This is a genomic window from Microcystis sp. M169S2 (assembly GCF_020245865.1).
Lineage (GTDB): Bacteria > Cyanobacteriota > Cyanobacteriia > Cyanobacteriales > Microcystaceae > Microcystis > Microcystis ichthyoblabe_A.
In genome coordinates this window covers 1-15,094 of sequence record NZ_JADBUB010000212.1, presented here as the reverse complement: position 1 = coordinate 15,094, position 15,094 = coordinate 1, and the positions used below count along the sequence as shown (strand labels likewise).

Sequence of the window (15,094 nt, the reverse complement as noted above, 5' to 3'; positions counted from 1 at the left end):
TAGGTTTTGATGCCATTTTTGGTGCTTTACTGTTTCTCAAATGCCTTTTTTCGCTCCTTATGTTTATTTTTATGCTCACTTTGATTTTTTCTCTCCGTAATTTCTCTCTGTGACAGCTTAGGGTGCGGAATGTGGGTTACAGAAGCCTGTTCTCCTATGCCCTACGATACCAGTTCAAAACCTCTAAAATAATTGGTTTCTTTGGTACTTGACGCTGAGAGCTTTTACCTATAGGAGCATTCCCCTATAGAACCCCATAACTCTAGTTTTCAAGGCTTCGGCCGTGAGCTTTTGCCGAACGGTGCGTTCATTCGGCGATGACTGGGTTTTTCAAGCGGTTGCTTACCCTGCCCGCTATTCTTAATATCATACATCCTATAAAATCGCCCTAAAGGGGCGAGGCTTTAAACCCAATTTTTCGGTAAACTACTCTCAAGGTCGTTGAGAGCTTGCTGCTTCAAATGGGAATGGGGCGTTGCTGAATCAAGGTATGAATGCCCACTGCGCATCGTATCCAAAAGTTAGTTTGGGTCTAGGTTTTAAAAATCCCACAAGAGAAGATTCATACTAAATCCAGTTATTAAAAACTGATTATTTATTCTCCCCTTTGCCTTTTGCTTGTCTGATATGTTACCTATACTCAACGGATTTAGTATCATATCTCAAATCAGCAACGCCAAATATCGCACCTCCCGTCAGGGGCAATTGCGATCGCATTTCAATTCTCCAAAGCAGTGATCGTTTCTTTTCTTCTCAATAAAACTAACCTTTCAATGGACAATTGGTCTGAATCTCGGTTTCGATTCAGAACACGATTATCCATCCCTGCTTCTGAGCTTGTTCCTTGGTATAGGAAACCCCATGAACTTTGATGCCCCCAGCATTTAGCAGCGTGATGATACCTCCCTCGTTGGATAGTTGTGCGTCCGCCCCGCCCAATGGTACCGTCACGATGCTCCCTGCTTTGAGGCGGATGTGGCGCAAAGGAGACTTGCGCTTCTGCTTGTCTGCCAAAGACCAACCGTTTAGATCGACAACATCCGGCGAAATATTGATCAGGGTCACCGACTCCTTGCCTGGATCTGCTCCCATCGGATTCACCAGTGCCGCCAGAATCCTCACGGCTGCCTCCACTGGCACCTCTTTAATAGCATCGCCCGTGCGATCATCGGTATGGAAAGATTGGGACTGGAAGGCAAGAAAGATGCCGATCCATTGGTGGCGGGAGGGGAAATGAATCAGCAGTGCGCCATCCTGATAAACGCCGTTATCCCTTTGGAATCTGCCCACACTGCCCTGATTCATGTGGATGTCGTGAATACCGCTGCCTGGAACAAAATCAAAGTATTGGTCGGGGGTGGTCGGTTCTGGCCCCCAAGAGGCTCCGAAGGCGTACAAAACCGCATCTTCAGCTTGAATAGCCCGCTGAACGTACAAGTCAATCAATTCCTTTAAGTCATTGCCCGGTCCGGGAACGTCTGGGGGCAGTGGCTTCATGTCTTCGGGACGGAACAAATTCCCGCGAATAAAATCCAGAGCCACACCTCCGGGTTGGCTTTCCAGTTTGTGGAATCCTAAACTGAAGTTCGCTAACTGATTTAAGATTGGGTGTTGAAAGGCATCATTGACTAGATACAGCAAATCCGAAGGGCTTTCTTGGGATTTGACGTTGATGGCGATGCGGTGTTTTTTCTGCCCATCGCTTACCAAAACCTGATAATGGGGCGAAGGATCGGTCTGGGGATCGATTTTGCGTTCCAAAGCCCGACATTTTAATACTCCATAGGTTGCTAGAGACATTTTCTCAATACCTCTCTTTTCTATTTATTTAGTAATAGCGATCGCCGAAGGCACTGCTTCCCAGGGCGCACTCCTGAATCTGACAGGTTGGTTTTGGAGATTTGGAGAGAGTAGCGATCGCTTGCTCTTGTAGGCCAGGTTGAACCTTGTGTAGTCTTTGCCGCCTTATCTAGCGACTTTCCCCTGGGTTACTTCTAGGACACTGGTTATTAATCCCACCACACCAAGAGTGATCGACCCAATCCCTAGGAAAGTGATTGCGGGATACCCAATAAAACCAACGGCATCAATAGGTACGCCACAGACGGTACAAAGAACTCCCCCTGGAGTAATCATCAAACCTCCGATAATGATGACCCATGCCCAGGCTAAATATTTGATTATTTTCATGATTATTTTTCCTCCGAATTTGTGAAACGTTTGAGAGACTCACTTCAAGGAATCAATTCAACTGGTTGTTGAGTGACATATAGCCACATCAAAACAAACAGAAGTATAGCGATCGCAACTGCCAAAAATAGCAGTGAACGATTCTTACAACCTGCTGCTTCTGGAACCACATAGGTATTAGTAGGAGGAAGTTTCCAAGCATAAGGATTGTCAGGAATCGGAACTTGCACCTGAACTGTCGTTCCATTGATTGGCTGTCCGTTAACCAACTGGCTGATATCGATTCTCCGCAAAGGTCTGAGGCAGGCTTCTAGACCCAGACAAGGTTGACTGGTGTTTCCCGTACCAGCGCACTGAAAGTTTCCGGTGACTCGACCTTTGATTTGCCAAGTCTTCACGTCTAAAGTCCCTTCAAAGCTACCGATGAACGAACCAATTGCATCCAGGTTGCCAACTAACCGACCTTTTAAGCGTTGCCCATCCCAGGTGATGTCAGTCAGGGTTCCTGCAAAAGGACCCGAAAGGGAACCAAATACCTTCCCTCGGACTTCCCCATCAAAGGGAGGTTCAAGCTGCTGGTCTTCGCCGGGGGGCATATCAATTGTCAGATTTAAAAGCCGCTCTTCACGGGGTTTCAGCCGGATTCCTTGGGTGTCTCCTAGAATTCGCGCTTTCCACCGCCGTGGCAGAGGCCCCTGCACCTTCAGTTCCAGGGCAATTTCCTCATCTAACGGATTCGTGACGATGAAGGGCAACCGGAAAGGTGTTCCTGGTGTGTAAGGAGCATAGGCGATATTGGACTGCACCTCATTGTTGTAATTGTTGACATCGTTATCAGAAGTGACAACTGCCTTCAAGCAGAAATGGTCAACCGTTTCACCCGCTGCTAGAGGTAGAATGTACCATTTCACACTGGCACTGGCAGGGGGACTGTTCTGGGCACTATCCGGGAAATTGGACTCACCTGCTACAAGTGTACCAATATTGAGAACTTGAATGTTGCCATCCTTGTCTGTCACCTCTAGCCAACCGCTGGGTGTACCAACCTTTGCATAATAGAACTTCACCTGTACATTCTGGGCAGCCTGATCACCTACGTTTCTGACGCGGCAATAGACGGTGTTTTCATACTGGGTAGGATTGCCCGTTGAATCAATGATATTGATGAGAGCATTCCACTCCGAAGCTCCGCCATTGTTGATGAAGAGATCCACCGATGACCAATCTGGACTAGAGATACCGATATAAGGACGAGACATCCACCAGCTAGCACCCCAGCGCAGGAAGGTTACGTCTGCACCGTAAGTAGTACCCACAGGATGGAGACCCACAGCATAAAACGCCAGTATGGTTGTTTTGTGTTCGAGAGAACCTGTGCCATAAAGATCTTCTGCGGCACTCACGCAACCATTTCGCAATGTACGGAAAGTGTTCTCATCGTTCCCTGGAAGTCCCGTAGCAGCTCCGATATTGCTGAAATAGTTAGTAAGGGCGCGATACCAAATCCGCGCAGCTTTCAGAAAATCTTTGCCGCCAACCGTTTGCCGCCCCATACTATACACCGGGATCAGAACCGGAGTGCGTGAGGCCCGTTGATGAACCCCACCTTGACCCATCAGATAAGCACAGTGGGCGAGGATAGTGCCTCGTGCGTAGAAGTCGGTTGTGGTGTTGCGATCATCAAAATGATCTAGTTTGTTAGAAGCGTAAGCTGCTGCATCTCGTGGATAGGCTAGATTGCGGAAGATTAGAGCAGGAGTAGCGGGGGAAATATCTGTTCCCGGTCTCCATTGTTCAGTAGAGAGTCCGCCGAAGGTATCCGACAATCCTTCGTGAACGGCTCCTAACCAACCTGAGTAGGTGAGCCCTGGGTCATTTGCACCATCAATAAAAGAACAATTAGTGATAGCGTGCTGATACTCGTGGGCGAAGATGAAATGCGAACCGGCAGGGTAGTCATAGGTGGTGCCATTTCCATTCATAAAGGCAAGCCAATATGTCCACACCCCTGCTGCCTTTCTGCGCCAATGGTAAGCATTAACTGTGGTGCAGTCATCAGGCGCCCACTCATCTGGTGGATAACAGTGAGCAAGGACATTTATGGTTAGAGGAGGCACTGGAGGGTTAGGATACTGCCCGTCATCCCACCCATCTCTGCCAGCCAGCGCATTGTACCACTCATACTGCTGCTGAGCGAAATAATGGGCATCGACTTCTGGTTGCTGACCGTCAGTGCGACTAACAGTCGCTGAAGGCACTCGATTCCAATTCTTGTCGCCCTCTGTATCTTCTGAAACCGGAAGAGTACCGTTAACCAGAGCAGTTCCAATCTCTGAGTTGGAATTATAAGAAGTGCTACAAGCAGCATCGTAAGTCACGATGTCTCGGCTATGGGTCGTATCTTTAAGACGATAGGTGGAGGTTGTGTCTAACCGGACGATATTTAATGTCCGAGTAGTGGGACTGCTGAGAGGTGTTACTGCAAGACCAGAGCCAGTGTCAGCAGTTTCCGCCGTATGAATGGTTGGTGCAAACAGGATTTCCTCGCCTGTAGTTGCATCAATAACCAACTGTCCATAGGTAATATTAGGAATTTCTGTTAGTTCCCCCCTACTATCCCTGTTGTAGGCTCCATACCCATAAGACAACCAAGCTAGGCGGAAGGCATTTTGCCAGGGGTAAACCACTAGACGAGGTGGGTCAGTTAACGGGAAACTTCCTTCTTGCGGCTCAACCCGACTGCGAAGTTCTGAAAAGCCTTGCACTGGTTCAATACGCTGTAGAAGTAATGTCTGCAACTGTTGAGGATTAATGGCTAATTCTCTATCTACCTGGATATCTCGCCAGCAACTCGATTGCACTTCAATTAATGTGCCGTCTGACTTAAAATGGGCCGCCAGTTTTGAGCCATAAACCTCTATGGCGTTATCTTGGATCAATTCCCTTAAGACAGGCTGTTCGCCGTTGGGATAATGGTATTGCTGAAACTCCAGATGAACCCATCCCAAATCATCGGTGCGGCTGCGTAGCAGTCTGAGCGACCTGCTGATATCTGGTGGACCCAATAGTTCACCATAGGTTTCTAGGAAAGCCAGGCTATTAGGTTCAGCAACAGCCCGAAGATTAGTGGGTGCAACAGCAGGAGCAGTTGTCAAGTTCCCACGGATGGAGGATGCTACCCCTCTTATCTCGTCCCACTGAATGTTGAGATTTGGATCAATCTCCCGCAATTGACCCAGCAGTGATGGTTGACGTTGTGTGATATTTCTCATGATATTTAAACCTGCTTGCTTGAAGAGGAATTGTCCTCGAAGTATTTGTAGTTCGTAGTTATCGAAATGCCCTTTGTCGCTTCAGATAATGTCCCCACCTCACTCAAAAATCACAAAACCCGCCGCTGGAACAGTAATCAATACCGCCTTGCCATTCCGCGCTTCCACCGTCACCGACTGACCAATCTGCGCCGCATCTTTTGAGTAAAGGCACTTCAACCCATCCCCTGCCTGGTGCAGTTCATTGTCAACCGTCACCCAGGCCGTTCTAGGCTGGTCATAATCGGTGTTAATCGCCAGCAGTACCTCCTTCCCATTGAAAATCCGCGACCAAGGCACTAGAGAACGAATCTGTCCCCCCACCATCTCTGGCAAGCTGAAGCGGACTCCATCATCGGGGGACGAAATCGAGCGCAGGTATTGGCGACCCCGCCGCAGGACGATGTTTTTTCGCCGTATTTCCAGCACTTTGGCGAGTTCCCGATAAACTGGATGGTCTTCATTGAAGAAATGTAGCCCCCTGGTTCGGAACGCTCCAAATTCACCGCCGAACATCGACTCCCGGATATAGCGATCGCTTCCTCCCCGGCCATCAAAACATTGTTCGCTGCCGTAATAGATGCAGGGAATGCCCAAAGTTAAAGCATTTAAGGCTAAAACATTCAGCGCGACTTTCGAGGCATCGGCATCGGCACAGAAACGAGCTTTCTGATTACCTTTGCGTACTTGGTCGTGATCGTCAAAGGAAGTCACTACCTTATTGCGGAACCAGATATGAGAACCTTTATTGACCAACTCCGAGTTACGGAACAGGCTGAAATAGTCGTTGGGATTGCGATATCCCTTGACCAGATATTCCAGCTTATCGGGAATATCATCGATCCCTAAAGCGGCACTGAGTCCGGTTAATTCCAGAGTTTCGTAGGCTCGTTTGCGTCCGCCGGTAATCTCGCCCAGCAGGAAAAAATTTTCCTTGCCAATGCTTTGGGCAAACTCGCGAATCACCGAGACAAAGTAGCGAGTCGCGCCCATGTCCATGTGCTTGACGGTATCAATGCGGAAGCCATCGATATCGGCGTAGGCGATCCAGTATTTATAGGCTTCACACAAGTGGCGCAGGGCGGGGGATACCTGGTAATCGTCGGCCGAACCGTAGCCGTGATCGATGTCCTTCAGGTCAAAGAAATCTCCTTCCCGGAATTCGGGGTCATAGTCCCAATTTTTGATGTACCCCTTACGGGTAAAGGTATCGGGATCCTGCAATTCCACCGGAAATAATGCCCCATCATAATCGGGGGGATTTTGCGGATCGGGTTTGGCAAAGGGTATGGTAGGATTACCGTTTTTATCGTTGAAACCCTCAACCGGGTACATCTCCCCAGTCCAAGGGCGATCCTGTTCTCCCGAATAGGAAAAGACGTTGCCCGCGTGATTCAAAATGATATCCAAAACCACATAGATGCCCTTGTCATGGGCAGTTCGCACCACTTCCCGCAAGTCTTCGCGGCTGCCAAAGTGGGGTTCCACCTCCAAAAAATTCTGGATGCCGTAGCCGTGATAAGTTTCCCGAAACCGAACCTGTTTAAAAATAGGGCTAATCCAGAGTGCCGTCACCCCCAATCGTTTCAGATAGCCGATTTTGCTCTCTAACCCCTTGAGCGTCCCTCCCACATATTTGACTCCTGCTTCGCGCCAGCGAGCCGCATCCGCCTCTGTTTTCACGGCATTTTCCGCACCAGCGGGACTGTAGGCTGGGGTTGTCCCGCTCCGGACTAAATTCCCCTCGTTGTCCTTGTACCCATTTTCACGACCATCGGAGAAGCGATCGAGCATCAAGAAATAGAACGCTTGGTCTTCCCAGGCGATCGGCGACGGGAACGATCCCCCCGCCGGTGATAGGGATGCAAAATTTAGTTGGCTTAAGCGTTGAACGGTTGTCGTCATGGTATTTTTCCTCTCAATCTTTCAAACTACTCACCCTGTCCGCCGCTCTTTTAATTCCTACTTAAAAAGCTTTTTTCTGGGGATGAGTTCGTTGGTTTATTCCCTCCTTTTTAACCGTCTTCATGTATATCTTTTGACTTTTTGATGCTCTTCTTCTAGGGTAAAGTGAAAGTATAGTAAAGCGCTGTCAAATTTTCAAAACTTAATTTTTCCGAGTCTGTCCACTCACTTATTTTTAACAAAAGTTAAGGACTCCCCCTCAAATATTTTTTGATAAGTTCGATTCTTCCTTTTGGCTTCCTGGTACCCCTTGAAGCTACACTTTCAGCGATACCGAACCGAAGCGATTTTTTTTAGATCGAATAATCGCAAAATCGGCGCTGCTATTTCCCGTTATCAACCCATTGACCGCCCGAAAATGCTTGTCATAACTAAATAAAGCCAGATTATATTGTAGAGCCATCGCCGCGATCCACATATGGTTAGTGGGAATCGGATTGCCCTTTTTCCTCAAGTCACAATAAACTCTAGAGTAATATTCGGCGGTATCGCAATCGATCTCGCGTAGCGAGCGCTTTGCGTTCGCAAAACAGTTAATTTTGGATATTTCCAAAAATTGCTTAAGTTCCCTTCGGTTATATTCCTCTCTAGAACCAAACGCAAAACCACCATATAATTCCTCTAAAATTACACTATTTAAACCAATTAAAGGCTTGTTACTAATAACCTCAACTGCTTCAAAAATATTACGTTTAAAAGCGGTGTAAGCGTTGGTATCCAGTAGAATCGGTCTTAGCTCCACAAACTTTCCTCAACTGCTCGAAAGGCCTCTATATTTTGTAAAAAATCCATCTCATCCGCCTCTGTCCAAGTTCTGGCTAATTGAGATAATAAAGTCTGATCGGAATCGACATTATTTGTTCCTAAATCCTGCAATAAAAATTTGATCAGTTTTAACTTTTCATCTTAAAATTGAAAATCAACAGGGATAGGAAAGCCCTGTAACTGGAGGATCATGGCTAAAATTGTCGGTGTTCATGGCATCGCGCAAGAATTTAGGGGTAGCAACACGATTTGTGCTGAGTGGTTGCCAAGTCTCAAGGATGGATTGAAACTCGCGGGAACCGAGTTACAGTCCGATACTGATTTTCGTTGTGCGTTTTACGGAGATATTTTTCGGGGAAAATCGAAAGCGATCGGCATCCCGAACTACGATGTTAATGATGTCGATTCCGATTGGGAAAAAGAATTACTCCAGTTGTGGTGGCAAGAAACGGAACGAGTGGAAAATAATCATCCCAATGCAGATAGCCTTTCGAGAGAAAAATCTACCCCAAAAATTATCCAGAGAGCTTTGTCGGGGTTAAGTGAATCTCGGTTTTTCGGTAGCATTGCCGAGAAATTGGTTATTTCTTATCTTAAGCAAGTGGGGAGCTATTTACACGATCGAAAGCTAAAACAGCAGATTCAAGAGCGAGTAATAGAATGTATCGGTGAAGATACGCGGGTACTTGTAGCTCATTCTCTCGGTTCGATCGTCTGTTACGAAACTTTATGTCAGCATCCAGAATGGCCGATTAAAGTCTTTGTCACTCTCGGTTCTCCTTTGGGGATAAGACAATTAATTTTCGATCAACTGCAACCATCCCCCCGCAATAACCTGGGGCGCTGGCCCGGAAATGTGAAAAGATGGGTAAATATCGCGGACGATGGCGATGTGGTGGCGTTGACAAAGCAACTCAACCCTTTATTTGAGGGAACTATCGAGGATAAGCTAGTTTATAATGGTAGCGAGGCTCATGATGCCAAAAGCTATCTTACGGCGGTTGAAACTGGGGAAGCGATTCGATCGGGGTTAATCGATTGATGGGTAATGGTATGGATGAAGAAATCAAGTATTATCTAATCGCTTGTGGGACAAAGGATTACAAGAACTTAGACCCTGACAAGCAATTACCCAGCGTCGAGACGGATTTAGAATTGGTGAACAGTCTGTTTACCAGTGGTTTTGGATATGAAAGAGTTCTGCCAAGTTTACACTTGAATCCCACAACTGACGATCTTAAAAAATTATTCCCTAATTGGCTTCGGGATAGAGAGCGACATGGAACGAAAAATATTCTTATTTTTTACTATTCTGGTCATGGCGAATATTGTCAAGGGGATGGACATTATCTCATACTGGAAGATACAAATAGTGACGATATCCCCTCAACGGCTTTACCGACTCAAGACTTAGTTCGTCCTATTAAAAATAAGCAAGTAACCATCTCTCAAGTTCTCTATATTATTGATACTTGTTACTCCCAAAGTGGTGCGGGAGATATTATAAAATTCGTTAGCGATGCGATCAAACAATATGAAGCGGTTCGAGGAGCTAATATAGCTATTCATGTTATGGCAGCTTGTAGGTCAAAAGATACAGCGATCGAAGGCGTTTTATCCCGATCGCTGCAACAAGCTCTCGATGACATAAAAGCGATCGAGTTTTATTCCCACCATGGATATGTCGATCTAGGTTGGTTGGTTGATAAAATGAACCAAAATGTTGACAGTAATCAGCGTGTTAATTATTCTGCGCTAGGAATTGAAACCTATGCTCAGTTTTTGCCATTCTCTCCGAAAACTGCGCGAGAATGGGAAAATCAACGATTTAATTTAATCGAAAACCTTGTCGATATTTTAAAAATTAATTCCGATAATAGTTTATTTTTAATCAACTCTTTTCTGTTAGTCTATGAGGATCCCAAATCATCATCTATTTCAAACATAGAAGAGCTTAGAGAAAAACTAAAAGATTTGTCTAGTAAGCCAGTTAATCAAGAAATATGTCCTTTGATTTTATTTTCTGAATGGTGCAGATTGAAGTTATTTAAGGATCAAAACCGAGATATTGCTGAAGATATTGATACTTGGAAAGGTGAAGCTGTTCGATATAGGGATGGTGTGCAGTTAGACACAATCAAGAAATATGCGAGAGAATTGTGGGATAAATTTAATAAAAATATCGAACTAGAAGGAAGAATACAAATTGTAATCTCACCCGCAATTGATAAACATAATAATACTGGCTTACAAACAGAATATTTTCATGTAAATACGATGTTTTTTGTGGGAATAAACAATAAAATTAAGTTATGGAATATCTATAAAAAAGAACAAGGTTTTATGTTAGAAGAAATGCAAGATAGTTTCTATCAGGTAATTCCTGAAATATTTTACTATTTACCCGATCGAGTGAGACTAGAGATTGAATTTTTCCTTCCATTTGCTTTGCTGAAACACTCCCTAGAAGATATTAAGTTTAGATGCGGTGAGGGGCCATCTATCGGATACAAGTATCCTGTTTTTATTAACTCCTTTGATCGCTATTTCGATGAAGACTTCCGAGAAATACGCGACAAGATCGAGGGGATCAAGAGAGCTTTATGGGAAAATAATAGCGATCTTGACCAGAAACATTACTACATCGGAACCGAACCATCGATCGCCGATCTGGAATATATCGTGGAATCCCTGCCGATCGCCGTCTGGAGTCGAAACGCCAACCAACCGATGACAGATAACGATCTAAAACCCTCGGAATGGAGAAACTGGCCCGATAATATCAAAGAATTACGCAGAAACAAGCGAAAAATCGCCCTTTTCTGGGACGATCTATACCCCAAACCCTCCCCGAAACCGAGACCTCTAAACACGAGAGTGGTGGAATCCAATGGCCAATAAACCAGTTACCAAAGCAGAAGACCTTCGCATCTATCGGGGTTTGACCCTGAGTGCCGATAGTTTACCCACACCCGAAGAACAAAGAAAACACCTCGATCGCATCCCACCGCCACCCCCTTGGCGCAGTTTTAGCCTGTCCCCGGAAGAATGGACAAAAGCGGCGAAATCGCAGAAAATACCGCCCGAACAGGGAAAAATCGACCCTAGGGCTTTAGGATTCGTCGCGGATAAAAAAGCGGTGGAATTGGTGAATGCTGCCCTCTGTTTGCGTCGTCCCCTACTGATCGAGGGCAACCCCGGCGCCGGCAAGACTTCCCTGGCCTACGCAGTTGCGCGGGAATTGGGATTACCCGGCCCCTACCGTTGGTCGATCGTTTCCCGCACCACCCTTAAAGAGGGTCTTTATGCCTACGATGCGATCGGACGGTTACAGGAAGCTTCCCTACAAAGACAGAAAGTGGGAGAGGGGGGAGAGTACGAGGAGCCGGATATCGGCAGCTATCTAAGATTAGGTCCCATGGGGATGGCTTTTAAACAATCCCGTCCAGGACGACCGGCGGTGCTGCTAATTGATGAGATCGATAAAAGTGATATCGATATGCCTAACGATCTCCTCCATATTTTCGAGGAGGGATTTTTTGAGATCCCAGAATTGACACGATTAAAAATCGGCGACCAATCCGTTCTTCCCTATCGCGGTCAACAGGACGACAGCGAGGAAAAAATCCCGATCGATCGAGGTTGTGTGTCTTGTCAGGAGTTCCCCCTAGTATTCATGACCAGTAACGAGGCCCGGGAGTTTCCCCCCGCTTTCCTGCGTCGATGTTTGCGTTTAAGACTAGAACAACCCAATAACGAGGATGATTTCTATCGGATACTAGAGCAACGTTTCCCCCCGGAGAGCCTAAATCAATTGGAAGAACCGGCCAGAGAACTGATCCGGAAATTTCTCGATCGAATCAAACGCAAAGACAAACTAGCCACCGATCAACTGCTCAACGCGGTCTATCTGTTACTACAGGGAAACGACCTCACCGACCCCGATAGCAAGCTGCTAGACACCCTCTTTAAATCCTTGCAAGGGTAGGGGGAGAGATGGAAGGGAAAAAAGCCATCTGGTGGGAAGACGAGAGGGAAATGGCAGAACTGATCTGGTGCGCTGCTTACCTCGATCGAATTATCGCGCCTTGGTCGATCGAGCAGTCTGAACATTCGGAAGCAAACTCATCTAATGATAAGGAGGATAACCGGTCATCCGGCAGCGGTGAAAAAACCCCTCCCCCCGGAGCGATCGAGCCAACCCTCCCCGTTGCCTATCCCGAAAACATCGATCGCCCGATGCAGACCTCCCGGAAGCGCGATTCGGTCGAGAGCGATCGTTCTTCTCCCGTTCGCGTCCCCGATCCCTTTCCAATACCCGAACCCACCGCCATCAGTAAGGCAATTCTCCCCCTAGCGCGTCGCGTGCCTGGATTACGGTCCGACGAGTTGGATATCGAGGTTACAGTGGAACGGACGGCCGAAGCGGGGGGATTACCGATGCTCGCTTTCCGTCCTCCCCTAGAACGTTGGTTAGAGGTTCACCTGTTGATCGATCGCTCTCCCCCGATGGAATTTTGGGGAGATCTAGCGGGGGGAATGACCACTCTCTTCCGTTGGCAAGGCTTTTTTAGGGATGTGCGGGTTTGGTGGTTCGAGACGGGTGAAAATGAAGCTCGTTTGCTTTCCGGTGCGGGGCAAATCGAACGGAACCCTCGCAGTCTGGTTGCACCCTCTGGGAACCGACTTTTTATCGTCCTAACCGATACTTTGGGGAAAGCTTGGCGATCGAGGTCTGCCTTTGCCACCCTAGCGGATCTGGGCAAAGAACACCCCGTCACCATTGCTCACATTTTCCCGCAGGAGCTATGGCAACGAACCGCTTTAGAGGGGGCGATCCTCCGGCCTTTGATCGCACCGGGTCCCGCTTCTGCCAATGCAACACTGCAAGTGGGGGAAAGACTCCGCACGAAGCAGATTCTCTATCGGTTCCCCATTTTCAATCTATCCCCTGCTCACTTTGCAACCTGGGCGAAATTTATCGCTGGGAGCGGTGGTAATTCCATTCAGGGGGTTTTAATGGGAGCAAAGACTGCGGGGGTGAATATGGGTGAAACCGGAGAAAAAGAGGCAGCCGCTCCGGAAGCGGAATCCCCGGAAGAGTTATTGAGAGGCTTTTTAATCGATGCCAGTCCCTTGGCCCGAGAACTGGCTAAAGTGCTGGCGGCCGTTCCCCTGATTCCTCCGGTGATGCGATTGGCACAGCGGCGATTTTTACCCGATAGTAAACATTGGCATCTAGCGGAGGTCTTTTTTAGCGGACTGGTCGAAAAATCTACCTTTAGTCCGGAGGGAGCGACGGTTCCGGATGCTTGGTACGATTTTTACCCCGGCATTCGTCAGTTACTGTTGGCAGATAGTGCCAACCGGCGCACGATCGATATTTGGCGCGGCATCGGCGATTATATTCGCGACCATTACGGCGAATTTCGCGATTTTTCGGCTCTAATCCCCAATCCACAGGGTTCTCTAGCGGATGCAGTCAGCGATCGCTCTCTCTATTTCGCTGAGGTGGACGCGGCTGTTCTCCGCACTTGGGGGGGAGAGTACGCCGATATCGCCCAAAACATCGAGGAGAGAGTGAGGCAGCGAAAACAGGAAATCTTGACCCCGGAAAAACTCCTAAAATTCACCTTCGAGACCCTATACGTCGATAAACGGGGAGAAATTACCAAAAGAGAACCCCTGGAGGCCTACTACTACCAAGAACCCCTAGGGGAGGGCATCGAACCCCTGACTATGGTTGCTATTCCGGGGGGAACTTTCCTGATGGGTTCACCGGGAGAAAAGGACGATTTCAAGTCTGAAAAACCCCAACACCCCGTGAGCGTCAGTGCTTTCTACCTGAGCCAGACTCCGATTACCCTGGCGCAATGGCGGTTCGTGGCCCACCTACCGAGGGAAGGAAAAGACCTCGATCCAGACCCCGCAAACTTTAAGCAAAGCGATAACAACCCCGTCGAGCGCGTGAGTTGGTACGATGCGATCGAATTCTGCGCTCGTCTGTCCCGTCACACGGGAAAAAATTACCGTTTACCAAGCGAGGCCGAGTGGGAATACGCTTGTAGAGCGGGAACAACCACCCCCTTCCACTTTGGCGAGACGATCACGGCAGAACTGGCGAATTACTATAGTTCAAGGGTCTATCAACAAGAAAAGGCGAAAAAATCCCCAGAGAAAACCACCCCCGTCCGCTCCTATCCCCCCAACGCCTTCGGGCTGTACGATATGCACGGGAATGTTTGGGAGTGGTGTTTAGATCCGTGGCACAGAGATTATCAAGGCGCACCGCCCACAGACGGGAGTGTTTGGGACGAGACAAATAATGATAATCGTTATCAAAACCCATTAAATAGTATACAAGAACTCTTGACAGATGACCGAGGTCGTGTAGTGCGGGGCGGTTCTTGGTTCGACGATCCTTATGTCTGCCGTTCTGCTTGCCGCGACCCCGACTACCTCCGCGTCGACGACTACGTCCTCAGCGGTTTTCGGGTGGTGTGCGGTGCTGGGAGGACTCTGTAACCCTTTTCCCCTTTTTTTCCCTTTTTTCCCTCATTCCCTTTTCTGGAATTTTTTTAGGCAGGCTATAGTACAAGTGTATTAGTTTAGGGGGTCAATTACCTGGGGTTTGGGGGTGGGGTCGTTTCATTCCCTCAAATGTCAATCTCTCCAATCCAACAGAGTTTTTAGATTTATTCAGCAAGCTCTATCTAGGGTTGGCTGAATAAGTACGGGCGAAGCATTCGGATAGAAAATCTACCTTTTCACCGATAGGTTATTGTCCGAATGCTTCGCCCCTACAGGACGCGGGCCGATGAAGACGCAAGGTTTTGAACGACGATTCTCTCAAAATCTTGCAC

At 47.6% G+C, this 15,094-nt stretch carries 9 protein-coding genes; 4 read left to right on the top strand and 5 right to left on the bottom strand.

The window, feature by feature from the left end:
- Window positions 1–804: 804 nt before the first annotated feature.
- The 5 genes from IM485_RS19685 to IM485_RS19665 form a co-directional block, all read right to left on the bottom strand.
- Window positions 805–1,800, bottom strand: coding sequence for a DUF2278 family protein (locus IM485_RS19685; RefSeq protein ID WP_287745124.1), 996 nt, complete (start codon window positions 1,798–1,800; stop codon window positions 805–807).
- A 165-nt stretch (window positions 1,801–1,965) separates the two neighbouring features.
- Window positions 1,966–2,190, bottom strand: a complete 225-nt coding sequence (locus IM485_RS19680) for a hypothetical protein (RefSeq protein WP_104395379.1) — start codon at window positions 2,188–2,190, stop codon at window positions 1,966–1,968.
- A 44-nt stretch (window positions 2,191–2,234) separates the two neighbouring features.
- Entirely contained in the window at window positions 2,235–5,462 is a 3,228-nt protein-coding gene (locus tag IM485_RS19675) for a M4 family metallopeptidase (RefSeq protein ID WP_287745122.1), read from the bottom strand.
- 99 nt (window positions 5,463–5,561) lie between these two features.
- Window positions 5,562–7,406 carry an alpha-amylase family glycosyl hydrolase gene (locus IM485_RS19670; protein ID WP_287745120.1) on the bottom strand — a complete coding sequence of 615 codons (1,845 nt, stop codon included), beginning with the start codon at window positions 7,404–7,406 and terminating at the stop codon, window positions 5,562–5,564.
- Window positions 7,407–7,722: 316 nt separating this feature from the next.
- The gene (locus IM485_RS19665) at window positions 7,723–8,208 is read right to left on the bottom strand and encodes a type II toxin-antitoxin system VapC family toxin (protein ID WP_287745118.1); all 486 of its coding nucleotides are present in this window, start codon (window positions 8,206–8,208) and stop codon (window positions 7,723–7,725) included.
- Window positions 8,209–8,421: 213 nt separating this feature from the next.
- Here IM485_RS19665 and IM485_RS19660 point away from each other — a divergent pair, with 213 nt between their 5' ends.
- From IM485_RS19660 to IM485_RS19645, 4 genes are read left to right on the top strand one after another with little or no spacing between them, the layout of a single operon-like run.
- Window positions 8,422–9,273, top strand: coding sequence for a hypothetical protein (locus tag IM485_RS19660; protein ID WP_287745116.1), 852 nt, complete (start codon window positions 8,422–8,424; stop codon window positions 9,271–9,273).
- Entirely contained in the window at window positions 9,273–11,132 is a 1,860-nt protein-coding gene (locus IM485_RS19655; RefSeq protein WP_353846029.1) for a caspase family protein, read from the top strand. Before IM485_RS19660 ends, IM485_RS19655 begins: the two co-directional genes overlap by 1 nt.
- The gene (locus IM485_RS19650; protein WP_287745112.1) at window positions 11,122–12,219 is read left to right on the top strand and encodes an AAA family ATPase; all 1,098 of its coding nucleotides are present in this window, start codon (window positions 11,122–11,124) and stop codon (window positions 12,217–12,219) included. The genes IM485_RS19655 and IM485_RS19650 overlap by 11 nt, the downstream gene beginning before the upstream one ends.
- Window positions 12,220–12,227: 8 nt before the next feature.
- Window positions 12,228–14,756, top strand: coding sequence for a formylglycine-generating enzyme family protein (locus tag IM485_RS19645; RefSeq protein ID WP_287745110.1), 2,529 nt, complete (start codon window positions 12,228–12,230; stop codon window positions 14,754–14,756).
- The last annotated feature ends 338 nt before the right edge of the window (window positions 14,757–15,094 follow it).